Raw genomic sequence first — 21,334 nt, forward strand, 5'->3', positions numbered from 1 at the left:
GGGACGTGAGAGAGGGTCCTACTCGCGGGCGGCAGGGGTGTCGGCGGCGAGCCGGATGCCGTGCTCTGCCAGCCACACGGGATTGAAGGCCTTGCTCATATAGTTCGTTCCGGCGTCGGGCGCTATGGCAACCACCACCGAGCTGTGAGGCGCGGCGCGTGCCACCCGGATGGCGGCGGCGACAGCGAGCCCCGAGGAGGGGCCGAGCGCGAGCCCTTCCTCCTCGAGGAGCCGGTGAACGGTGGTGTAAACCTCGTCGTTGGGGATGCGGAGGAAGCGGTCCACGATGGAACGGTCGAAGGCCTTGGGCCATTCAGGCTCGGGCCAGGAGTTTCCCACGCCATCCACCAGGATCTCGCCGGGATGGCCGCCGCTGTAGGCAGAGCCGTAGGGGTCGGCGCCAACAACTTCCAGATGTCCGCCTGGGCGCAGGGCAGCTAGCTGTTCCTTCAAGAACCGCCCGTTCCCGCTGATGGTCCCACCGGTTCCGATGCCCGCCACGAAGTGCGTGACCAGGCCACCGGTCTGCTCCCAGATTTCGGGGCCGGTGGTTTCGTAGTGGGCAAGGGGATTGGCGGGGTTGTCGAACTGCATGGGCCGCCACGCACCGGACGTCTCGGCCGTAATCCGCGCAGCCACAGCCCGGGCGTTCTCCGGCGACTCCGACGGCGCGTTCCAGTCGGTCAGGATCACGCGGGCGCCGTAGTTGTGCAGCGCGGCGAGCTTCTCCTCGGAGATCGTGTCGCCTGTCACCACCACCACGGGATGTCCGGTCAGGTGGCCAATGAGCGCCAGGCCGATCCCGGTGTTGCCCGAGGTGCTCTCCACGATAGTGGCTCCCGGCTTCAGCTCCCCGGACCTTTCAGCCGCCCGAACCATGCTGAGTGCGGTGCGGTCTTTGATGGAGCCGCCGGGGTTTTCGGACTCAAGCTTGATGTGGATGGTGCTGCCCAGTCCGCGGCCCAGCGACTCCAACTTCACCAGTGGAGTGTTGCCCACTTTGTCCAGGACCGAGGCGTCCAGCCCGTCCGGCAGTCGGGCCGCTGCGTGAACTCCTTGCCGACGAATCGCCGTACTCACCACGACCCAACCCCTTCTTCTGCTTCCGGGAAAACCTGATCCACGGCGCCGCGCAGTTCAGTCCGCGCCCGCTCCACAAGGTCCGGCGCCGATGGCCTGTCGGCCAGCACGTCAGCGAGTCGACCCACGACGACGCCTGTCCCCTTCCCGAGCGGCTGTGCAGCTCCCGCTTCGAGCAGCAGATAGGACGCCGTCAGCGCCTCGATCGTCAACAGCTTTTCCAGGACCTCCACCGACTTTTCGAGTTGCTGGAGGGCCAAGGGGGCCAATGTTGAGTGGTCCTCGACGTCGGCAGACAAGGTTGGTGCGCCAAGGGTCGCCGGGGCAGCCAGGAACTTGAGTTCGGCCAACAGCCCGGCCGCGGAGTACCACAACAGCCCCGGCAGTTCCTCCTGGGCAAGCGCGGAGGCCGGACTGGATTCCGATCCTGTCCCGGACCATTCAGCTGAGGCTTGGGTCGATGCTGCGTGCAAGTGCTTGGCCCGGATGGCCCGTTGCGGTGGATACAGCTTGGCGATGCGCCGCTCACTGGAAATCCCCACGTGCGCCAACGCCACCCTCAGACCTTCGAACGCAAGAGCCAGTTGCATCGGCTGGAAGTTCCCGCCGGACACCATGAGCCCGGATTCGACATCCACCAAGGGATTGTCGCCGCGACCATTCAGCTCTACCTCCAACGCAGCACTCAACTGCGCCACGAGGGATCGAAGCGCCCCATGCGTCTGCGGCGCGGCCCGGAAAGACAACGCATCCTGCACCGATACTTCAGGACGCACATCCTCCATCCAGCCACCGCTCAACAGGTGACGCACAGCTGCCGCTGAATCACCTTGACCGTTAACCGCCTTGGCCGCCTGGATGGCCGGCGAAAACGGGCTGAGGTTCCCGCCGCCGTCGTACCTTGCGATGGTCTCCAGCGAGAGGGAAAGCGCGACGTCGGCCAGCCGGGCCAGGTGCTGCAACCGCAGCAAGGCGAGGGTTCCGGCGCCGACGGAATACGCGTTGGCGCTCACCAACGCGAGCGCTTCACCAGGAGCGAGGATGAGTGGTTGAAGGCCGGCATCGGCGAGCGCTTTGGCTCCCGGAACCAAGGCGCCGTCGGCGTCGAAGGCTTCGCCCTCACCGATGGCGACGGCGGCGACGGCGGCCAGCTGGGTGAGGTCCGATGAGCCCACCGATCCTTCGCGCGGGATGGCGGGCAGGACGCCGCGGTTGAGGAGCCCGGCGTAGAAGTTTGCTGTTTCGGGCCGCACGCCGGAACCGCCGCGGCTGAAGCCTACAAGTCGGGCGAGGATCAGGGCGCGGGCGGCGTGACGGTCCAGATACGAGCCCACTCCGCTGTTGTGATACCTGACCACCTGGACCTGATAGGCCAGGAGCGACTTCTCCCCCACAGCAGTGTCCCGGCCGGATCCGAGCAACGTATTGAGTCCGTAAACCCGCTGCCCGGAGGCGGCGGTGCGCTCCAGTACGTCACGGGAGCGACCGATCAAAGACAACGCATCGTGGTTGAGTTTCACGTGAAACCCCGGGTCAGAAGCGGCCAGCGCCACGTCAGCAGCACGCACCGGAGCCGTTCCCAGCACTAAAGTCCGCGGTTCGGAAGACTCCATCAGAAATCCAGGAGATTCTGCCGGAACCCACCGTTGCCGTAACTCTTCCTCAACAGGCCTCGCCGCCGGAGCTCAGGGGTGAGCTTGTCCAGAACACCGTGCACCGTCACCGGGTCCACGAAGCCGGAGAAGAGGAACCCGTCACCACCCACCTCGGAGCCGGTCGACTCAAGGTAGTCGGCAATCTCGCCCACCGTGCCGATGATCGAATCCCCTGCCCCGCCGCTCCGGGCCTGCAGGATCTCGCGCAGCGTGGAACCGGGAGGCGCGGCCTTGGCGAAGTGTTCCAACGTCCCCTGGTTACTGTTGGTACTCAGCTCCGGGAGGGGTGCGTCCAGGTCGAACTGCTTGAAGTCGATCACCGAGAGGTAGGAGATGGAGTTGAGCTGGCTGTCGATGTCGCGCTGGGTGAGCTCACGACGCCGGGCACGCAACTCCTCGCCTTCGGCAGCAGAACCGACCACGGTGGGCTTCAGGACAAAAAGTACCTTGACGTCGTCGGGGTTCCTGCCGGCTTTGGCGGCCTCCGCGCGAATCGAGTTACGGTAGGACTTCATGCCGTCAGTGCCGCGAGCCAACGCAATGGCCACATCAGCATGGCCACCCGCGAACGCCTTGCCCCGGGGAGATGCGCCCGCCTGGACCAGTACGGGCTCCTCCGGCAACGGCGCCGTGTTCAGCGGGCCGCGGACCTTGAAGAAGTCACCGTCGTGATTGATTGGGTGCACCTTGGTGTGGTCGGCAAACACCCCTGCGGAGACGTCCTCAAGGACAGCGCCAGGTTCCCAGCTCCGCCAGAGCCGCCTGACGACGTCGACGAATTCCTCCGCTTTTTCATACCTAAGGTCATGTTCAATCTGCTGATCCAACCCGTAGTTCTGGGCGGCGAGATCGCTGCCGGACGTAACCACGTTCCAGCCCAACTGACCCTCGGAGAAGTGCTGCAACGTGGCGAGGAGACGGGCGGCAGTGAAGGGCGGGTAGAACGAGGCGCTGACCGTCGGCACGATTCCCAGGTGCTCGGTGGAGGAGAGCAGGTACGGGACCAGCGCCAGCGGATCGTGTTTCGGCGCAAAGGAGGCATGAGCCAGGGACACTTCGGCCGATCCGCCATACGTGTCCGGCACGGTGAGGGAATCCTCGATGATGAAGAGGTCCAACCCGGATTGTTCGAACGCCCGGACTGCGTCCTGGTACAGGGCGGGTTTCTTCCAGTCGTAGCCCAGGCCGTAACCGGGCGTACCCCACCCCTGGACACCGAATCCGTGGCCCACAAACCATCCAAAGTGCAGCATGGGCTTGAGTGTAGAACTGCTCTGTCCGTTCACCGCGACCTGATTTCATGCGAAGTTACAGGGGGACGTACTGGGTCAATTATGCTCCCGGGGCGTCACATTTGAACGCGGCTCGAGACGGTCCGGATTTTCCACATAAGGCGTATGTCGTGTTCCGCAAACAGCAGGGGTCGGGAATGATCGCTGTATGAGTTCACCCACCCGCACTTCAGCCAAGGACCGTCTTTCGGGCGTCTGGGCTCTCAAGGGCTACAAACTCGAATGGTTGCGGCACGATGCCGTGGCGGGTGCTGCTCTGTTTGCCTTGCTGGTACCTGCCGGGATGGCCTATGCGCAGGCGGCCGGCCTTCCTCCTGTCACCGGGCTCTACGCCACTGTGATTCCGTTGTTGGTATACGCCGTGGTGGGGCCTTCCCGCATCCTGGTCCTGGGGCCCGACTCATCCCTTGCCCCCATGATCGCGGCCGCTATTGTGCCGCTGGCAGCTGGGAACAGCGAGAGATCAGTGGCACTCGCCGGGCTTTTGGCTGTGTTGATCGGGGCGCTCATGCTTGCGGGCTCGGCACTGAAACTGGGAGCCATCACGGGCCTGCTGTCCAAACCCATCAGGCTCGGATACTTGAACGGGATCGCACTGTTGGTGGCCCTTTCGCAGCTCCCGGCCTTTTTGGGGATTGAGGCCGACGGCGACATCTGGCAAAAGCTCGCGAAGGTCACCACCGGGTTACTGGGCGGCGAGGTCAATATCACCGCACTGCTGTTGGGAGTGGGGTCGCTGGCTCTCATCTGGATCCCCCGGCTCTTGAAGTGGAAGGTACCCGGCGTTCTGCTGGCGGTGGTTGGCTCGTGTGTGGCGACGGCGGTCTTCGGACTCAACGACGACGTGAAAGTCACCGGGGTCCTGCCGCAGGGCCTGCCCATGCCCGCGCTCGGGGGCATTGGCTGGGCCGACGCCCTGACGCTGCTCCCCGCCGCCGCCGGCATCGCGCTCATGGCTTTCGCTGACACAGGGGTGTTGTCCCAAACATTGGCAGCCAAGGAAGGGAAGAAGGTCTCCGGAAACAGGGAGATGGCAGCGCTGGGAGCAGCCAATGCTGCTACAGGCCTCCTGGGCGGATTTCCCATCTCAGGGAGTACCTCCAGGACACCGGTGGCCGTGGATGCCGGCGCAAAATCCCAGATGACAGGGGTGGTCGGCTCCGTGCTGGTGCTGGCGTTCATGCTGCTGGCTCCGGGAGTAACCGAGTACCTGCCGTCGGCAACCTTGGCCGCCGTCGTCATCGCCGCAGCCATTGCCCTCGCGGATCCTGCCGGCGTCCGGCGGCTCCTGCGGATGAGCCGCAGCGAGTCCGTGGTGATGCTGGCCGCGTTCCTGGGAGTGCTGACGGTGGGTGTGCTCGAAGGAATCGTGGTGGCCATCGCCTTGGCACTCCTGGATTTTGTCCGCAGGGCATGGGATCCGTATCGAACCGAACTCGGCTCAGAGGAAGGCCTTCCCGGCTATCACGACCTTGAACGCCACCCCGAGGGCAAGCGCATCCCCGGGCTCTTGATCCTCCGGTTCGATGCTCCCCTGTTCTTCGGCAACGGACAGGTTCTGGCCAGCTTTGTGAGGGAGCAACTCGACGAGGCCCCGGACGAGTCCGCGGAGCCCATCACCCACATCATCCTTGCCGCCGAACCGATCACCGGGATCGACACCACCGCTTTGGATGACCTGGTAACCCTGGACGAATGGTTGGCCAGGAAAGGAGTGGATCTGGTGTTTGCCGAGCTCAAAGGGCCTGTGAAGGACAAGTTGATCCGCCTCGGCACGGCTGCCCGATTTACGCCGGACCACTTCTACCCCACTGTCGGCGCGGCAGTGCGGGCGCTCAAGGACCGGTAGTGGATCAGCCGCCGATTACGCAACATGACGACGGTGCAGCCACCCGCAAGTGCAGCCCGACGCCCGTGGATGTTACGTTTTTCTTGAGTAATGAGTACCAGCGCAAAGCCCTGACTTGCTGGTCGGCAACCCTCTCTCCGGCGGGGTGCCTCAGGTGACTACTCGGCGTATCGACAACTCGAACTGCAAGCGTGACTGAGGAGCACCAGCAATGCCTGAACCCACTGAAGAAAAACTCTCTTACCGCCTGATTACAGGCCCGGATAACCGCGATTTCTGCGAGCGTATCCACAACTCCCTCGCCGAGGGCTATGTGCTCCATGGCAGCCCGGCAGCCACCTTCAACGGCACGGAAGTCATCGTTGCCCAAGCAATCGTGCTGCCTGCGGCGATCGCCAATGCTGATGCCGCCGTCGCCAACGCAGTGGACCAACTTGAGAACTACGACGATGAAGAAGCATTCGAGGGCCACGCATGAGCTACGCAGGTGACCTGACCCCGCAGGACGCGTGGGCCAAGCTTGAAGAAGGCGCCATCCTGGTGGACGTGCGCACCGAGGGCGAGTGGGCCCACATCGGCATCCCGGACACCAAAGCCACCGAGAACGATCCCCTGTTCATCCAGTGGAACCTCGCTGGCGGCATCCCAAACGCCCGCTTCATCGAGGACCTGCAGCAGCAGGCACCCGAGGATGACGCCGTGGAGCTCGTCTTCATCTGCCGCTCGGGGCAGCGCTCCATCTCCGCCGCCATCGCCGCAACTCAGGCCGGCTTCACGGCGTACAACGTCCTTGAGGGCTTCGAAGGCGACCCGGACCGCTACGGTGAGCGCACCGTGAACGGCTGGAAGAACCGTGGCCTGCCGACGAATCTGGGGACCGAGTAAGTGACTTTCAATCCCGACGCCGCCGGCTGGAGCCCTGACACCCAGGCAGTTCGCGGCGGCCTTGACCGCACCAATTTCCAGGAAACGTCCGAGCCCGTTTTCCTGAACTCCGGCTTTGTCTACGAATCGGCCGCCGCTGCCGAACGTGCCTTCACCGGCGAGGACGAACGCTTCGTTTACTCCCGCTACGGCAACCCGTCCGTCGCCACATTCCAGGAGCGGCTGCGGCTGCTCGAAGGCACCGAGGCATGCTTTGCCACGGCGTCCGGCATGTCCGCGGTCTTCACAGCCCTGGGTGCCCTGCTGGCCGCAGGCGACCGAGTGGTTGCCGCCCGCTCGCTGTTCGGCTCCTGCTTCGTGATCCTCAACGAGATACTGCCCCGCTGGGGTGTGGAAACCGTGTTCGTTGACGGCCCGGATCTGGATCAGTGGCGTGAAGCCCTCTCGGAACCGACCACTGCCGTGTTCTTTGAGTCGCCGTCCAATCCCATGCAGGAGATCGTCGATATCGCCGCCGTCAGCGAACTGGCGCATGCCGCCGGGGCGACTGTCGTGGTCGACAATGTTTTCGCCACTCCCCTGCTGCAGCGCTGCGGTGAGCTGGGCGCAGACGTGATCGTGTACTCCGGCACCAAGCATATTGATGGCCAAGGTCGTGTCCTTGGCGGCGCGATCCTGGGCACTAAAGAGTTCATCGATGGTCCCGTCAAGCAACTCATGCGCCATACTGGCCCTTCCCTTTCCGCGTTCAATGCCTGGGTACTGACCAAGGGTTTGGAGACCATTGGACTGCGGGTGAACCACAGCTCGGCATCCGCATTGAAGATCGCAGAGTGGCTCGAGCAGCAACCCGCCATCAGCTGGGTCAAGTACCCGCTGCTCACGTCCCACCCGCAGTACGAGCTTGCCGCGAAGCAGATGAAGGCCGGCGGCACTGTCCTGACGTTCGAGCTGTCTCCTTCGGCCGGGCGCTCAGCCAAAGAGGCTGCGTTCGCCTTGCTCGATGGCCTCCGCGTCATTGACATCTCCAACAACCTGGGCGATTCCAAGTCCCTTATCACCCACCCCGCCACCACCACCCACCGGGCCATGGGACCAGAGGGCCGGGCGGCGATCGGGCTCACCGACGGCGTGGTCCGCTTGTCTGTAGGACTGGAAGACGTGGACGATCTCATCCTGGATCTGGAGAAGGCCCTCAAACAGGTCTAACCTTGCTGCCATGAGCGGGAACCATCCCTATCGCCGTGCCGGAGCGGTCATCGTTGCCGGCACGGTGGTGTGGTTCGTGGGAATCTCGCCTGTCTCGCGCGTCTACATCACACCGGACGATGCCGAACGCCTGCGCATGCTGACCTCCGGACGGCGCGGTTGGATCATGGGCCAGCACCTCACCGCCGTGGGGACCGTCGCCGTGCCGGTGGGATTCGCCGCGTTCGCCCGCGCCGCTCCGGGTAAGGACGCCGCTCCGGGTAAGGACGCCGCTCCGGGCAAGGACGCCGTTCCGGGTACCAACGCATCGCGCGGGAAAGCGAAGAAATGGGCTTTCGCTGCCGCCGGCGCATTGCTCGCGGGCGCCCCGTTCTTCGTCTCCAGCCTCGCCCGGCGGGCTGCTGACATTGAGGGTTTCGCCTACCGCCGTGGATCCAACGCGCCTTTCCTGGCCTATTCCGGGTTGCATGTTGTGGCGTTGGCCGCCTTGGGTGGGAGTCTTCTTTCCTTGCCCACAAAACGCTGGATCGGCGTCACGGCCGCGGTCAGCGCACCTATCTACGGCGCCATTCTGGTAGCGAAAAAGGACATCCCGCCGTTCTGCTTCTACTTGGTGGAGGGCCTCGCTGGCGCCTACTTGATGGCGTGGGAAGAACCGGAAGCCGACCAGCCTAAGGTCTCCTGACCCGGGTCAGCATCGGCGCGGGATCCTTGTGCGCGTCGGCGGAGGTTCCGCGAACCGTCACCTTCGCTGCATGCCCGACGACGGCGGCGAGGGCTGCGCTGGTGGGCGGACTGCCCGGCTGGTTCTGGCTGCCGCGCTGCCTGTTGTTGTACCGCACCGCCGCTTCCCGTTGCTCGTCCGCGCCATTCCCCCGCTCCAGCAGGTCTGAGATTCCCGCTTTGACCAGCTCCAATTCGCCTTGGTCATCCAGCACTGGGCTCACGTAATCCACCAGCGCCCAGACAACGTCCGCTGCCGGCTGGGGACGGAAATCACCGAAGTCCAGGAGATCTCCACGCAACCCCGCATTGCTGGCCTGCCAACTCGCCATCCGCAGGAGTGCCGTGGGCACCGCGGTGGGCTCAACGCCGTCGAGCATTTCCAAGGAAGCCGTCTCCACCAAAGCCCGCACCAGCACCGCAATCAACGCGGCGTCCTCGGCGCGGAGGCAAACGTCGGCTACGCGGACCTCCACGGTGGGGTGGTTCCGGGAGATGCGGGCGTCGAAGTAAATCATGGCCTCATCCAGGATCACGCCTGTTTCCAACAGCCGGTTCACAATGCGTCGGTAGGCAGTGAGTGATCCGAACACGCCGGACGGTCCAGAGGTGGGCCAGCGGTTCCATGCCTGGGTGCGGTAGCTGTCGAAACCGGTGGGAAGGCCGCGCCAGTAGGGTGAGTTGGCGGTGAGGGCCGTGAGCACAGCCAGTTTGTCCCGGATATGGTCCAGGACCACCACACCTTCCTCAGGGGACTCAACAGAGGTGTGCACGTGGAATCCGCACGTCAGTTGTTCCGTGGCGATGATTCCGAAGCGATCCAGCATCGCGGCATAGCGGGGATCCGGGGTGGTGTGGGTGTTCGAATCCAGCGGGGAGGTAGCGATCGCAGCAACCCGCGCTCCGTGCTGCCGGGCTGCTTCGTTGGCCATAGCCCGGCCGCGGCGGATCTGATGCAGAAGGTCACCGTAGCTGTGGCAGGGGCGGGTCTGGGTTTCGATCTGCTCCAGCTTGAGTTCGTGGTTGAGGCTCCTCGCGGATGCGGGTTGGTGGCGGCCCGCAAGCAGCGCGTCCGCGAGGGCAAGGGGCTCTCCCGTCACAGGATGGACGATGAGCAGCTCTTCCTCGACTCCGAAAGTCCGCATGCTCCATTCTGCGTCAGGAGGCCGGTGGAGGACAGTGGCTGGAAGGGCAGCGAGGACTGCGCCCTTCCCGCCATCCGCACCAGAGCGAACTGGCGCCGATGGCGGGAACGGGCGCGCGGGCTACGCGTGGAGCCTAGTCCTGGAAGTACTCGATCTTGGCGCCGATGGTGTTCAACCGCTCGGCCAGGTCCTCGTAGCCACGCTCGATCACGTAGATGTTGCGGAGCTCGGACGTTCCCCGGGCGGCGAGCATCGCCAGGAGCAAGCAGGCGGCGGGGCGCAGGGCAGGCGGGCAGCCGATTTCGGCAGCGCGCCACTTAGTGGGTCCGTTGACGTAGATCCGGTGCGGATCCAGCAGTTGCACCTGGGCGCCCAGCTTGTTGAGTTCCGTCAAGTAGATGGCACGGTTCTCGTAGACCCAGTCGTGGATCATGGTCTGGCCCTCGGCGTTGCCCGCGATCACAGCAAAGAACGGCAGGTTATCGATGTTCAGGCCCGGGAACGGCATCGGGTGGATCTTGTCCTGCGGCGCGCGGAGCTCGGAAGGCTTGGTGGTGACGTCCACCAAGCGGGTCCGGCCATTGCGTGCCATGTATTCGCCGGAGATTTCAAGATTCTGGCCCATCTGCTCCAAGGTGGCGAGCTCGATCTCCATGAATTCGATGGGAACCCGCCGGATGGTGACCTCGGAGTTGGTCACGATGCCCGCGGTGATCAGGCTCATGGCCTCGATGGGGTCCTCGGACGGGAAGTACTCGATCTCCACATCAATGGCGGAACGGCCTGTGATCTTCAGGGTGGTGGTGCCGACACCCTCGATCTCAACGCCCAGTCCCTGCAAGTAGAAACAAAGGTCCTGGACCATGTAGTTGGGGCTGGCATTGCGGATCACGGTGGTGCCCTCGCGGTGCGCGGCGGCCATGATCGCATTCTCGGTGACGGTGTCGCCGCGCTCGGTGAGGACGAAGGAACGGTGGTGGCCATCGGCCGGGGGCGCAGCTACGGAGTAGAAGCCGGACTTCGCTTCAACCTCAAGGCCGAACTGGCGCAGGGCCTGCATGTGCGGCTCCACTGTGCGCGTTCCGAGGTCGCAGCCACCAGCGTAGGGCAGCAAATACTCACTGGTCTCGTCCAGGAGCGGACCCAGCAGCATGATGACGCTGCGGGTTCGGCGGGCGGCGTCCACGTCCATGGAACCGAGGTCCAGGACCTCGGGCCTGCGGATGCGGAGGTCGCTTCCGTTGAGCCAGGTACATTCGACGCCAATGGAGGTCAGTACTTCAACAATCCTGTTGACTTCTTCGATGCGGGCCAGCCGGCGCAGCGTGGTGGTTCCGCGGTTGATGAGGCTGGCGCACAAAAGCGCCACACCGGCATTCTTGCTGCTGTTGACATCCACTTCGCCGGACAGGGTCTTGCCGCCCTCCACCCGGAGGTGGGTCATCTGCGGCTTGCCCACTTTGACGATTGATCGGCCGAATATTGCCTCAAGCCGTTCGATCATCCGGAGGCTGAGATTCTGCTTACCTTGCTCCATCCGCGCGATCGCGCTCTGGCTGGTTCCAAGCTCGGTAGCCAACTGCCCCTGCGTCCACCCTTTTTCGCCACGGGCGTTACGGAGCAGAAGGCCTACGTGTTCAGCGGTAGGTTGCGTCATAACCAAGAAATATCACAGGTGAGCTAGAAGTCCCACACAAAACGCCGTTTGAGCGGTAAACGTCACACCATACCCGATCCGTGAGATATAGGGCACGACGGCGACCGGTCACCGCGGGCGAACGCTTTCCCTGAGGCGCCACCGGGCAGAAGTCCCCATTGCGGTCCGCGGGACAATACCAAAGCATGGAGGGAAAGCTCAGGGGGAAACATGCCTTTCTACGGCGCCGACGTCGACCAACTCAAAGCACTCTCCAAGGCCTTGGCCAACGGTGCGTCACTGCTGACCAGCCGGGCCCGGGAGCTCGACTCCTTGATCGGCCAAGGCATGACCGGCCAAGGCGGCGGCTGGCAGGGGCAGGATGCCAAGCGTTTTGCCGCCGATTGGCAGGGCCGCCTGAGGCCGTTGCTGGAGAGGACCATGCGAGGCCTGGAAGAGGCATCACAATCCGTGCTCACCAATGCCGACCAGCAGTCCTCCGCGTCCACGGAGGGTAGCGGTGATTCAGGCAGTTCAGACAGCGGCTCAGGCGGCTCAGGCAGTTCAGACAGCGGCTCAGGCGGTTCCGGGGACGACGCCACCACCAAAACCGCGGCCAATCCGAACCCCGACCAGCCCACACCCCAGGAAATCCTGGACAAGTACCAGGTCAGCGACGCAGAGACCACCAATTGGCCTGGGGACTGGGATCCCCTGCGCTTCGTTGTTGACCAAAGGGAGGTCACCGAGAAGGAAGCGGAACTCCTCAACGGCCTGGGTCCTTTCGAGATGAACGCCTTCAAGGGCATTCACGATGACGCCTTCAGCACTGCCGACGACCGCTTCCCCAGCGACGACCGCAACGATGACCAGAACGACGCGTTCCGTCACGCATATTGGAACGCGCTCATGGTCAAGGAGTTCGGTGCGGACTGGGCGGAGGACTACGCCACGGCGCACGAGCAGCTCCCCGGCAACCCCGCGCCCCGCGAAGCCATGGATCTGTACAACAATGAGGTGGGCCGCAATGTGGCCATAGCCAACCCGGATGCCAGCGCTGAGGAGCTTGCGGACTTGATCGAGGAAGCCGTGAACAACGGCGACACTGTGGTGGTGGGACAGGACCTGCTGCCCCACCCGTCCAATGAGGTCCCCATGGACCAGACCGGCGACGCCAACAACGCCGAGCCCGCCCCGGGCGAGGACCCGGAATTCAACGACGAGTCGAGGACCACCTCGTGAGGCTCCAACGCCAACAACAGGCCCGACGACGGCCGCGGACTTCCGCTGGCCGCGCCACCCTTGCTGGCCGCATCACCGTTGCCGGCCGCGCCACCGCCCTAGGCTTGCTCACTGTCATCCTGGCCTGTGCCCTGGCCGCCTGCTCACTAGGAGGATCCGTCATGCCCGAATCGAATGAGAAGCTCAACAGCCAGGTGCTCGAGTCCGCGAAAAATGGGACGGCCTTGAAACTGGCTGACGCCACGGACTTCGAGTGGGACCAGGCGGGTTTCGTGACGGAGGGAACGCCGGCCAAGGACATCGAAGCAGCCTTCGGCGAGCCTCTGACCAAGGAGAACCGCTACACGGCGTCCCCAGCGTTGTTCGTCTTCCTGAAGGACGGGAAGGTGGCCAAGGCAATCCGTATCGTCCCGGATGCTTTCTTCGGCGCTGACGCACAGAAGAAGTACGGCCGGGACGTAGTCCTCACCCCGCCGGAGGGGAAAAAGGGCTTCCTCAACTGGCGTGAGTAACGCCTAACGACAGCAGAAACTCCGCGATTCCTAGACGCGCCAGTACCCCAGGGCATCGATCCGGTGCTTGTCTACGCCCAGCGTCTTCCGCAGGTGCTTCACGATTGCCCGGGTACTGGAGGCTTCGCAGGCGATCCAGAAGAAGTCGTTATCCACGGACACACTCTCCGCAGTGAGCGCATCGCAGACTTCCTCAACCAGAGCGGCACCGTCGCGTTTGCGCGGAACCCAGCTGACGACGTCGGACTCTGACGTACGCACCTCCAGCGAGGAGTCGGCGTCGTGCTGGTATTCAAGCCAGGCGGTCACTGGAGCCGCGCCCGCGGCAGTACGTTCCCGTTCGTCCAGCAGCGAGTTGATGGCCGGGATGGAGGCGGGATCGCCCACTACCCAGATCCGGCGCGGAGCGGGCTGCGGGAACGTGAAGGAACTGCCCTGCACGGTGGCGTCGATGGTGTCGCCGGCCTGGACGGAGCGGGCCCAGTCGGCGGCAACCCCGTTGTGCATCGCGAAGTCCATGCTGAACGTGCCGTCCGCGGGGGAAGCGTTGACCAGGGTGTAGGCACGCTGATGGGCCTTGCCGGAATCATCGAACCACAGCCGGATCCACATGGTGGGATGCAGCCCGCTTCGCTCCAGCAGTCCACCGTCGCGCACGTGCACGCGGAGGAAGTCCGGGGTGATTTCTTCCTTCCCGGTGACTTCCAGCGTGAAATCCTTGGCGCCCATGACTTTGAGCACGACGCCTTCCCAATTGCGCTTCAAGCAACACTCCTTCACGAACGGCCACGATTTGTGAACGGGGCCAAAGCCATTTATCTTGAGCTTAAGTAAGCCTAACCTAAGCTCGAAAGCGGCCAGAGATTATGACGCCTGCCCCGACGCACCCTTCCGCCCCGGCAGGCGGCCCCGGAACCTACCGTGATCAGTGGGGAATCCCTCATTTGTGGGCGGATTCCTCCGACGAACTCGCCTTCCTCCAAGGAATGAACGTGGCCACTGACCGTTCCTGGCAGATCGAGTTGGAACGGTGGCGCTCCGAAGGCCGCACAGCCGAAGTCCTGGGTGCCGACGTTGTGGTCTGGGACCGGTTCGCACGCCAAGCCCGGCTGGATGACACCGCGCGCCGCTGCTTCGAGAACCTCGACGCCGACACTCAGCGTTGGTGCGGACGGTACGTGGCCGGCATCAACCAAGCGCTGGCAGACGGACTTCGCGGCGGCCCCGAGTTCGATGAGTCCGCCTGCACGCCGGAGCCATGGAATCCGTGGACGCCGCTGGGTGTCTTCCTGGTCCATCACATCCTCTTCTCCACGTTCCCCAACAAGCTGTTCAGAGCCCACGTCGCGCGGACACTGGGCGACGACGCCGTGAGCCTGTTCAGCATCGAAGCTCCCGTCTGGTCAGGCAGCAACGCCTGGGCCGCGCACGGCTCGACGACGGCGAGCGGCCTCCCGCTGATTGCCGGCGACCCCCACCGCCTCATGGAACTCCCCGGCGTGTACCAGCAGGTACGGCTCGCCTGCCCGGACTTCGACGCGATCGGTTTCGCGTTCCCGGGCGTCCCCGGGCTCCCGCACTTCGCCCACACCGGGCATACCGCCTGGGCCATCACCAACGCCATGGCCGACTACCAGGATCTCTTCGAGGAAGAACTGCGCCGGGTCACGGACGCCACCGGGGAACGGATCGAGGCGCGCAGAGCGCAAGGCTGGGAACCCGCCGTCGTGAGTGCCCAAACCATCACCGTCCGTGACGGTGAGCCGGTCACCGTGGAGGTCATCGAGACCGCGCGAGGTTCCGTGATCTCTGAAGCGCCCGACGGCGAGGCGCTGAGTTTGCGCTTCCCTGCCCGCGTTGAGGGGCGGCTTGGTTTTGAGGCCCTCCTGCCGCTGCTTCGGAGCCGGAGCGTCTCCGAGGTGGAAGCGGCGTTGGATGCCTGGGTGGAGCCCGTCAACAGCGTGGTGGCCGGGGACACGTCCGGAGCAGTACGGCACTTTGTTGCCGGGCTTGTTCCGCAGCGCAATCCCGCCAACAGGAGGTTGCCCGCGCCGGCTTTCTCGGCCCGCCATGAGTGGGACGGTCAATACGTGATCCTGCCCCGCACGGAGGTGAAGCAGTTTGCGGTGACCGCGAACGACCGCGCGGCGGGAGGCGGTGATGCCGTGGCCATGGAGTTCGCCCCCGCGCATCGGGCGCTGCGCATCCGTGAGTTGCTTGAGTCGGCTCCGGGGCCGTTGTCCGTGGATGACATGCAGGCTATCCATACCGACACCCTCCTGGGTCCGTGGCCGTTGTTCCGGTCGGTGCTCTCTAACCTGGACGACGAGGACCTGTCCAGCGAGGCCAAGCAACTGCGGGTCCTCTTGCTGGAGTGGGACGGCCACATGGATGCCGGGAGCCATCACGCCGCAGTGTTTGCGGAGTGGCGGGGATCATTGGTCCAGCGCCTGGCAAACCATCCCGCACTTGCGCCTTTGATGGAGCCAACAGGCTACTCGCCCTTGTTCGGACCGTGGTTGTCGGTGGCATCCCGGATGGGCTTTGCGCTCGAGACCCTGCTGGTGCGGGGCTCAGAACTCGGCATCAGCGTCGCGGCGGAAGTTGCCACAGCACTCGAGGACGTTGCGGTGGAGGAGTCCGGGCTGCGCTCCTGGGGCGACAGGCACACACTGTTGGCCGTTCATGTCCTCCCCGGCCCGCTCGCATCAGCGGCACCCACAGCCGGCCTCAGCGGTGATACGGGGTGTGTGCTCTGCACCGAGAGCCTCCCCGGCGTAGATAACCGAAGCTTCCGTGGTCCAGTGGCCCGCTACATCTGGGACTTGTCCGAGCGGCGCAACAGCCGCTGGATCGTGCCCTTCGGCGCCTCCGGTACGCCCGGACACCAGCACTTTGCCGACCAACTCCCGCTCTGGACTGCAGGGGAACTCGCCCCGGTGGTCACTGACTGGCGTGAATTGATCAAAGACAATCCCTGACTCATCCTGCTCCCGCATCCCATCAGTCACGCATCAGCCCCGAAGGAAGCCATGACCACCACCACCCAGGACTTCTCTGTCCGTGCCACCATCTACTCCGAAAACCTCGAAGGATGGGGCGCGCTGCGGCTTGTGCCGCTGGTTCCCGCCGAGGACATCGACCTCATCTTCGAATGGGTCACCCAGCCCGCGCAAAGTTCTGGGGAATGACGGAGAATTCCCGCGAAGAAGTCCAAGGGATCTACGAATTCCTTGACTCGCTGGAGACCCACCACGCGTTCCTGGCCGTCCTTGATGGCGAACCGCTGGCCCTTTTCCAGACGTACGAGCCACTGCACGACCCCGTGGGCGAGGCCTACCCCGCACGCGAAGCAGACATTGGCATGCACTTGCTACTGGCCCCGGCCACCCGGCCCATTCCGCACTTCACGCCGAAGCTCGGTACGTCGCTGATCAAGTACATGTTCTCCCTGCCGGGCAAGGACCGGATTGTGGTGGAGCCCGATTCACGCAATGCCAAGGCCCTGCGCCGTTTGGAGGCCACTTGCTTTGAGCTGGGCCCCATCATCCAGCTGGCCGAGAAGGAAGCCCAGCTGGGGTTCCTGACGCGGGCAGGCTTCGACGAGATCCAGGAACAGCAGGCTCCCTAACGCCAGACGAAGCTCCACGTTCCTGCGCCCACGGCCGCGAGCACCGCGCCTGCTGCGATCACCACGCCGCCCAGGAGCACCCAAATGTCCAGCAAAGAGTACGTGGATTCGCGGGCCCACGTCCGTTGACCACCGCCAAAGCCGCGCGCTTCCATGGTCACTGCCAACCGGGAGGCCCTGCGGACAGCCTGGACCAACAGCCCGAAGCTCTGGCCCAGAGTGGCCTTCAGCCGTTGCAGCGGGCTGCCTTGCGAACCGACGCCGCGGGCCCGGCGGGCCATGCCGATGGTCTGCCATTCCTCGGCCATGAGGCCCACCAGCCTCATGGCCGCCAGGGTTCCGAGGACAAAGCGGTGCGGCAGCTTGGCCTTCTGCGCCAGTGCATCGGCCAGGTCAGTCGGGTCCGTGCACGTCATCAGCAGGATCGCCGGCAACGCGATCGCCAAACCGCGCACCATGAAACCCAGGCCCAGCTCAAGGGAACCTTCGCTGATGGACCAAAGTCCGACGTCGAGCAGTACAGCGCCGCTGTCCGCCGCCACAATCGCGGTGCTCCAGCCGCCGATCGCGGCCGCGATGATCAGCGGCCAAGCGCGCTGCCACAGGAGCCTGAGCGTAAGCCCGGCGAGCGGAAACAACGCCAGCTCCGCAATCAACGCCGTGGATGCCGATACCCAGTCGATGGACAGGGCCAGCACAAGGGAAATCAGGAAAACGGACACGAACTTTGCCAGGGGGTTGGCTCGGGTCAGCAGGGCATGATTCCCGCGGAGGTTCAGTGCATCCCTCATGCTGCACCCGCTTCCTGATGCGTGGCTTCACCATGCTGTACCGGACCGAGCCGAAGCTCCGTTCCGCCGAGCACTGCGCTGAATTCCTGGTCATGGGTCACGGAGACCACGGCCGTTCCGGCGTCCAGCAACTCTGAAAGGAACGACGCCAACTCAGCCCATGTATTGGCGTCCTGACCGAACGTGGGTTCATCGAGCACCAGGACTTTGGGGTGCGCGGCCAGCACGGTGGCCACCGAAAGCCGCCGCTTCTCGCCACCCGAAAGGGTGTAGGGGTTGGCGTCCACCAAATGCGTGAGCCGCAGCCGCTCCAACAGTTCGTCCACGCGTTCTTCGCCGTGGCCTAAATGCCTTGGCCCAAACATGAGCTCGTCCAGGACCTTGCCCGTGACGAACTGGTGCTCCGGTTCCTGGAACACCGTCCCGATCCGTGAAATCAGCTGGTCTGCTTTCCACTTGAACGGGTCAATGCCGGCCCCCTCGGAAAGCTCGACGGCGGCACTCACCGTACCGTCCACCGGCGCCAAAAGACCGGCCAACGTGAGCGCGAACGTGGACTTTCCGGCACCGTTAGGACCAGTGATGGTCAGTGCTTGGCCGGCCCTGACCTGCGCGGTGATTCCCGTTTGCACCGGGACGGGCGGGATGGTCTTGAAGCCCTTGCGCCGCGGCTTTTCCCGGGAAACTGCCAGGTCCTGGGCTGCGAGGAGCAGTGGGGCGGTATGGGATTGGCTGCGTCGTTGGCGGGTGGCCGGAACGTACCCCGGCACCCAAACGCCGGCAGCCATCAACATAGTGCGGGCCTCGGACAGGACCTGGTCCGGTGGGCCGTCCAAGAGAACCCCGCCCGTTGCCTGGCCCGTTCCCGCCGCAGTCGTTCGCGCCGCCGTCAAGGAACCCGGTGCCAGGACTACAATCCTGTCCACCAGGTCTTTCCACACGGACACGCGGTGTTCCACCACCACCAGCGTTGCGCCGGTCTTATCCAGGCAACGCTTCACCGCGTCACGTACCTCCAGCACGCCTGCCGGATCCAGATTGGCCGTCGGTTCGTCCAAAAGGACCAAGCCGGGTCGCATCGCCAAAATGCCCGCCAGAGCAAGGCGCTGCTTCTGCCCCCCGGAAAGCGCCGCCGTCGGGTGATCCAACGCCAAACCGCCGCCCGCGGCGGTACGCAACCCGACGTCGTCGAGCGCTTCATGGACGCGGGACCAAATCTCGTCCCGGGGCACAGCAAGGTTCTCGGCACCAAAGGCAACGTCGTCGCCAACCCGCGACAAGACCACTTGCGTTTCCGGGTCCTGCTGCATCAGCCCGGCGCGGCCACGCTGCTCCCGGGGCGCGACGCCGTCGATCAGCAGTGACCCGGACTCGTCCGAGTCGTCTTCCTCATCGCCCAACACACCGGCGAGGGCGTGCAGCAGCGTCGACTTGCCGGCGCCCGAAGGCCCCAGCAGAAGCACCCGCTCGCCCGGTTCAATCCGGAGGTCCAGCCCGTGAATGGCGGGCGTGGACCGGCCAGCGTGCCGCCAACCCCAGCCCTCGGCGGAAATGGCGGCAGGCCTCAACGGGCTGCTGTTCTTGCTGCCGCTCTGCGTCGCGGGCATCAGCTGAAGACGGGCTCCGACGCGGCCTTGCGCGATGCGAAGGAGCTCAGGACGCCGGTTTTTGCCAAGCCGCGGGTGGCAACCCAGGACAGGGCGCCGGCGATGACGGCCCCCGAGATGGTGGTGAAAGTGATGTACGCCAGCTTGTCCACTGCCTCATAGGCGATGTTCCAGCCCCACGGGAGGAAGGAGTCGTTCAGGCCGCAGAAGAGGCCCGCACCGGCACCCGCGAGGAGGGCCGTGGGCAGGTTGAACTTCTTGTACCGGAAAGCGGCGAAGACGAGCTCTGCGCCCAGACCTTGCAGGACACCGGAAATCAGGACGGTGGTGCCGTATTGGGAACCCATGATGAGCTCACCGGTGGCCGCGACAGCTTCGCAGAACAACGCTGCGCCCGGCTTGCGGATAATGAGCATGCCCAGGACTGCGGGGATCATCCAGCCACCGGCGATCAGGCCGGTGAGCGGCGGATACGTCGCATTCATGGGAATGGATACCAGTGCGGCTCCTTGGGACCAGGCCCAGAAGATCACACCGCCTGCGATGGCGATCAAGGCCGCCACAACAATGTCTACAACACGCCAGTTATAACTGGTCTTCTTCACGTTTACCGTGGTCATTTTCTGCCTCCTGAGGTTACAGGAGGGGAAAGTGCTCCCCGGATTTCCAACCGGCCTGCGCCGCCCGGATCCGGACACTCTGAGAAGCTCGACTCCCTTGCGCCGGTACTAACCGGATCAGGTTCGAGGGTCTGCGGCTGTCCGCACTCTCAGCGCCCTCGCGTCTCCTGCATCTCTGCAAGGTCCGACGGCGGCGCTCCCCTGTCGTTATCAAATCTGCCCTGATGGGCTGGTTCAGTTTACACCGGCGCGTGTTGCGGGTGTTGGTCCGTTGCCGTGCCTTGGTCACAAACGGGCGTTGCGGGTTCCCGTGCGTGGGGTTGCCTGCGTTGCGGGGCCGTTCTGCCCCCCTCGCGCCGGCTTTGGCCTGCACACCAGGCCCCACAACGAGACCTGAGAGAATGATCCAGCAGACTCGACCGCGGCAAAGGGGCACTTTCATGACGGACCTACCCATTCAGGATCACCCTGCCGGCGAGGGCACCATATCCGAGCCCCGGCTCGCTGCCAGCGTCATCCTTCTCCGTGATGCCCCTGGCGGGCTCGAAGCGTTCGTCCAGCACAGGGTCAGCACCATGGATTTCGCTGCCGGAATGGTGGTCTTTCCGGGCGGCCGGGTGGATGCTGCGGACGAGTCAGGCTGGGACTATCCGGCGGAACTGCTTCAACGCCATGCTGCCGCCTGGCGGTCGAGCTCCATCGGCACCCGCACCAGCTCAACGCAGGCCGAAACCAACGCAGGCACGATCCTCACAGCCGCAATCCGCGAAGTCCAGGAGGAGTCGGGGCTCAGCATCAGTGCCGCGGATCTCCGCCCTTGGGCCAACTGGATCACGCCGACGGACATGCCGAAGCGCTTCGATACCTACTTCTACCTTGCAAAACCCTCCCCCGGAGCCGAGCCGCAGCATCAAACCACGGAGGCCTGGCAATCGTTGTGGATGCCGGTGGCCGGAATCCTGGAAGCGGAAGCAGCCGGCACATTGAAGCTGATGCCGCCCACCTATTACCTGCTCAAGGAAATTGCTGAGTTTGAGACCGTGGACGCTGTCTGGTCGGCGGAACACGCGGTCGTGCCAGTGCTGGCCCCGGTGGGGTCCTTGGCAGCGTTCCTGAAAGAGCGTGAAAGCCGCCGCTGACTCTTGAGCCGGCCCAGGGACGGCTAGGCTGGAGGCATGAACCTCTTCTTCAAGCTGATCGGTGCCGGAGTAAGCCTCGGAGCGGGCTTCGTGGGCACCAAACTCGTCAACAAAGGGTGGGAGAAGGCCACTGGCAACAAACCACCCCTGGGCAACGACGACATGGAAACGAGCTTGCGTTCAGCATTGACCTTTGCGCTGATCTCAGCCTTCGTCAGCACCCTGATTCAGGTGCTGGCCAGCCGTGGCACACAGCGCGCCATTGCACGGTTCGCCAAGTCGCACGACATCGTCTAGCCTGCAACCACAGACAGCAAC

At 64.4% G+C, this 21,334-nt stretch carries 21 protein-coding genes and 2 riboswitches; of the genes, 12 read left to right on the top strand and 9 right to left on the bottom strand.

Annotated elements, in window-relative coordinates; genetic code table 11:
- Positions 1-18 precede the first annotated feature (18 nt).
- The 3 genes from CGK93_RS20470 to CGK93_RS20480 are packed head-to-tail and all read right to left on the bottom strand — an operon-like array spanning position 19 to position 4,021.
- Complete coding sequence (locus CGK93_RS20470) at positions 19-1,083, bottom strand: PLP-dependent cysteine synthase family protein (RefSeq protein WP_089596403.1); 1,065 nt, start codon at positions 1,081-1,083, stop codon at positions 19-21.
- On the bottom strand, positions 1,077-2,693 hold the full coding sequence (locus CGK93_RS20475) for an aromatic amino acid ammonia-lyase (RefSeq protein ID WP_089596404.1): 1,617 nt from the start codon (positions 2,691-2,693) through the stop codon (positions 1,077-1,079). The genes CGK93_RS20470 and CGK93_RS20475 overlap by 7 nt, the downstream gene beginning before the upstream one ends.
- Positions 2,693-4,021: an NtaA/DmoA family FMN-dependent monooxygenase gene (locus CGK93_RS20480; protein ID WP_089596405.1), complete on the bottom strand. Its 1,329-nt coding sequence runs from the start codon at positions 4,019-4,021 to the stop codon at positions 2,693-2,695. Before CGK93_RS20480 ends, CGK93_RS20475 begins: the two co-directional genes overlap by 1 nt.
- Positions 4,022-4,175: 154 nt before the next feature.
- Here CGK93_RS20480 and CGK93_RS20485 point away from each other — a divergent pair, with 154 nt between their 5' ends.
- From CGK93_RS20485 to CGK93_RS20505, 5 genes are all read left to right on the top strand, one after another.
- Positions 4,176-5,876, top strand: a complete 1,701-nt coding sequence (locus tag CGK93_RS20485) for a SulP family inorganic anion transporter (protein ID WP_089596406.1) — start codon at positions 4,176-4,178, stop codon at positions 5,874-5,876.
- A gap of 86 nt (positions 5,877-5,962) precedes the next feature.
- A riboswitch (SAM riboswitch) is annotated at positions 5,963-6,074 on the top strand.
- A 13-nt stretch (positions 6,075-6,087) separates the two neighbouring features.
- Positions 6,088-6,354, top strand: coding sequence for a DUF1737 domain-containing protein (locus CGK93_RS20490; protein ID WP_089596407.1), 267 nt, complete (start codon positions 6,088-6,090; stop codon positions 6,352-6,354).
- Positions 6,351-6,761, top strand: a complete 411-nt coding sequence (locus CGK93_RS20495; RefSeq protein WP_089596408.1) for a rhodanese-like domain-containing protein — start codon at positions 6,351-6,353, stop codon at positions 6,759-6,761. The genes CGK93_RS20490 and CGK93_RS20495 overlap by 4 nt, the downstream gene beginning before the upstream one ends.
- The gene (locus CGK93_RS20500) at positions 6,762-7,970 is read left to right on the top strand and encodes an O-succinylhomoserine sulfhydrylase (protein WP_089596409.1); all 1,209 of its coding nucleotides are present in this window, start codon (positions 6,762-6,764) and stop codon (positions 7,968-7,970) included.
- 10 nt (positions 7,971-7,980) lie between these two features.
- Positions 7,981-8,655 carry a hypothetical protein gene (locus CGK93_RS20505; protein ID WP_089596410.1) on the top strand — a complete coding sequence of 225 codons (675 nt, stop codon included), beginning with the start codon at positions 7,981-7,983 and terminating at the stop codon, positions 8,653-8,655.
- Here CGK93_RS20505 and CGK93_RS20510 read toward each other — a convergent pair.
- Together CGK93_RS20510 and CGK93_RS20515 are read right to left on the bottom strand one after the other, a co-directional pair.
- Positions 8,642-9,838, bottom strand: a complete 1,197-nt coding sequence (locus CGK93_RS20510; protein WP_089596411.1) for a glutamate--cysteine ligase 2 — start codon at positions 9,836-9,838, stop codon at positions 8,642-8,644. The genes CGK93_RS20505 and CGK93_RS20510 overlap by 14 nt on opposite strands.
- Positions 9,839-9,971: 133 nt before the next feature.
- Complete coding sequence (locus CGK93_RS20515; RefSeq protein WP_089596412.1) at positions 9,972-11,495, bottom strand: UDP-N-acetylglucosamine 1-carboxyvinyltransferase; 1,524 nt, start codon at positions 11,493-11,495, stop codon at positions 9,972-9,974.
- A gap of 210 nt (positions 11,496-11,705) precedes the next feature.
- Here CGK93_RS20515 and CGK93_RS20520 point away from each other — a divergent pair, with 210 nt between their 5' ends.
- A complete protein-coding gene (locus CGK93_RS20520) occupies positions 11,706-12,716 on the top strand; it encodes a DUF6973 domain-containing protein (RefSeq protein WP_089596413.1) in 1,011 nt (336 codons plus the stop codon).
- 161 nt (positions 12,717-12,877) lie between these two features.
- Complete coding sequence (locus tag CGK93_RS20525; protein ID WP_157731925.1) at positions 12,878-13,228, top strand: hypothetical protein; 351 nt, start codon at positions 12,878-12,880, stop codon at positions 13,226-13,228.
- A 30-nt stretch (positions 13,229-13,258) separates the two neighbouring features.
- Here the strand turns inward: CGK93_RS20525 and CGK93_RS20530 are convergent, their stop codons facing one another.
- The gene (locus CGK93_RS20530) at positions 13,259-13,993 is read right to left on the bottom strand and encodes a siderophore-interacting protein (protein WP_089596415.1); all 735 of its coding nucleotides are present in this window, start codon (positions 13,991-13,993) and stop codon (positions 13,259-13,261) included.
- Between the two features lie 101 nt (positions 13,994-14,094).
- Between CGK93_RS20530 and CGK93_RS20535 the strand changes: the two genes are divergently transcribed.
- The 3 genes from CGK93_RS20535 to CGK93_RS20540 are packed head-to-tail and all read left to right on the top strand — an operon-like array spanning position 14,095 to position 16,859.
- Positions 14,095-16,209, top strand: a complete 2,115-nt coding sequence (locus CGK93_RS20535) for a penicillin acylase family protein (protein WP_089596416.1) — start codon at positions 14,095-14,097, stop codon at positions 16,207-16,209.
- 51 nt (positions 16,210-16,260) lie between these two features.
- Complete coding sequence (locus CGK93_RS24295) at positions 16,261-16,419, top strand: hypothetical protein (RefSeq protein ID WP_232481435.1); 159 nt, start codon at positions 16,261-16,263, stop codon at positions 16,417-16,419.
- The gene (locus CGK93_RS20540; RefSeq protein ID WP_232481436.1) at positions 16,416-16,859 is read left to right on the top strand and encodes a GNAT family N-acetyltransferase; all 444 of its coding nucleotides are present in this window, start codon (positions 16,416-16,418) and stop codon (positions 16,857-16,859) included. The genes CGK93_RS24295 and CGK93_RS20540 overlap by 4 nt, the downstream gene beginning before the upstream one ends.
- On the opposite strand, the gene CGK93_RS20545 is transcribed toward CGK93_RS20540, so the two are convergent.
- From CGK93_RS20545 to CGK93_RS20555, 3 genes are read right to left on the bottom strand one after another with little or no spacing between them, the layout of a single operon-like run.
- The gene (locus tag CGK93_RS20545; RefSeq protein ID WP_089596417.1) at positions 16,856-17,650 is read right to left on the bottom strand and encodes an energy-coupling factor transporter transmembrane component T family protein; all 795 of its coding nucleotides are present in this window, start codon (positions 17,648-17,650) and stop codon (positions 16,856-16,858) included. The two genes, CGK93_RS20540 and CGK93_RS20545, sit on opposite strands and share 4 nt — an antisense overlap.
- Positions 17,647-19,257: an ABC transporter ATP-binding protein gene (locus CGK93_RS20550; protein WP_089596418.1), complete on the bottom strand. Its 1,611-nt coding sequence runs from the start codon at positions 19,255-19,257 to the stop codon at positions 17,647-17,649. Before CGK93_RS20550 ends, CGK93_RS20545 begins: the two co-directional genes overlap by 4 nt.
- Positions 19,257-19,877, bottom strand: coding sequence for an ECF transporter S component (locus CGK93_RS20555; RefSeq protein ID WP_089596419.1), 621 nt, complete (start codon positions 19,875-19,877; stop codon positions 19,257-19,259). Before CGK93_RS20555 ends, CGK93_RS20550 begins: the two co-directional genes overlap by 1 nt.
- Before the next feature lie 76 nt (positions 19,878-19,953).
- A riboswitch (TPP riboswitch) is annotated at positions 19,954-20,090 on the bottom strand.
- A gap of 227 nt (positions 20,091-20,317) precedes the next feature.
- On the opposite strand from CGK93_RS20555, the gene CGK93_RS20560 reads away from it, so the two are divergent.
- Together CGK93_RS20560 and CGK93_RS20565 are read left to right on the top strand one after the other, a co-directional pair.
- The gene (locus CGK93_RS20560) at positions 20,318-21,016 is read left to right on the top strand and encodes an NUDIX hydrolase (protein WP_089596420.1); all 699 of its coding nucleotides are present in this window, start codon (positions 20,318-20,320) and stop codon (positions 21,014-21,016) included.
- 36 nt (positions 21,017-21,052) lie between these two features.
- Positions 21,053-21,313: a DUF4235 domain-containing protein gene (locus CGK93_RS20565; protein ID WP_089596421.1), complete on the top strand. Its 261-nt coding sequence runs from the start codon at positions 21,053-21,055 to the stop codon at positions 21,311-21,313.
- Positions 21,314-21,334 lie beyond the last annotated feature (21 nt).

Origin of the sequence: Arthrobacter sp. YN (assembly GCF_002224285.1) — a bacterium.
Classification (GTDB): domain Bacteria; phylum Actinomycetota; class Actinomycetes; order Actinomycetales; family Micrococcaceae; genus Arthrobacter.

What these genes read in the sequence shown, in the direction of transcription:
- CGK93_RS20515 (WP_089596412.1), bottom strand. Translation starts at nt 11,495, where the DNA reads ATGACGCAACCTACCGCTGAACACGTAGGCCTTCTGCTCCGTAACGCC.
- CGK93_RS20510 (WP_089596411.1), bottom strand. Translation starts at nt 9,838, where the DNA reads ATGCGGACTTTCGGAGTCGAGGAAGAGCTGCTCATCGTCCATCCTGTG.
- CGK93_RS20475 (WP_089596404.1), bottom strand. Translation starts at nt 2,693, where the DNA reads ATGGAGTCTTCCGAACCGCGGACTTTAGTGCTGGGAACGGCTCCGGTG.
- CGK93_RS20505 (WP_089596410.1), top strand. Translation starts at nt 7,981, where the DNA reads ATGAGCGGGAACCATCCCTATCGCCGTGCCGGAGCGGTCATCGTTGCC.
- CGK93_RS20535 (WP_089596416.1), top strand. Translation starts at nt 14,095, where the DNA reads ATGACGCCTGCCCCGACGCACCCTTCCGCCCCGGCAGGCGGCCCCGGA.
- CGK93_RS24295 (WP_232481435.1), top strand. Translation starts at nt 16,261, where the DNA reads ATGACCACCACCACCCAGGACTTCTCTGTCCGTGCCACCATCTACTCC.
- CGK93_RS20560 (WP_089596420.1), top strand. Translation starts at nt 20,318, where the DNA reads ATGACGGACCTACCCATTCAGGATCACCCTGCCGGCGAGGGCACCATA.
- CGK93_RS20525 (WP_157731925.1), top strand. Translation starts at nt 12,878, where the DNA reads ATGCCCGAATCGAATGAGAAGCTCAACAGCCAGGTGCTCGAGTCCGCG.
- CGK93_RS20490 (WP_089596407.1), top strand. Translation starts at nt 6,088, where the DNA reads ATGCCTGAACCCACTGAAGAAAAACTCTCTTACCGCCTGATTACAGGC.
- CGK93_RS20565 (WP_089596421.1), top strand. Translation starts at nt 21,053, where the DNA reads ATGAACCTCTTCTTCAAGCTGATCGGTGCCGGAGTAAGCCTCGGAGCG.
- CGK93_RS20485 (WP_089596406.1), top strand. Translation starts at nt 4,176, where the DNA reads ATGAGTTCACCCACCCGCACTTCAGCCAAGGACCGTCTTTCGGGCGTC.
- CGK93_RS20555 (WP_089596419.1), bottom strand. Translation starts at nt 19,877, where the DNA reads ATGACCACGGTAAACGTGAAGAAGACCAGTTATAACTGGCGTGTTGTA.
- CGK93_RS20520 (WP_089596413.1), top strand. Translation starts at nt 11,706, where the DNA reads ATGCCTTTCTACGGCGCCGACGTCGACCAACTCAAAGCACTCTCCAAG.
- CGK93_RS20540 (WP_232481436.1), top strand. Translation starts at nt 16,416, where the DNA reads ATGACGGAGAATTCCCGCGAAGAAGTCCAAGGGATCTACGAATTCCTT.
- CGK93_RS20495 (WP_089596408.1), top strand. Translation starts at nt 6,351, where the DNA reads ATGAGCTACGCAGGTGACCTGACCCCGCAGGACGCGTGGGCCAAGCTT.
- CGK93_RS20545 (WP_089596417.1), bottom strand. Translation starts at nt 17,650, where the DNA reads ATGAGGGATGCACTGAACCTCCGCGGGAATCATGCCCTGCTGACCCGA.
- CGK93_RS20550 (WP_089596418.1), bottom strand. Translation starts at nt 19,257, where the DNA reads ATGCCCGCGACGCAGAGCGGCAGCAAGAACAGCAGCCCGTTGAGGCCT.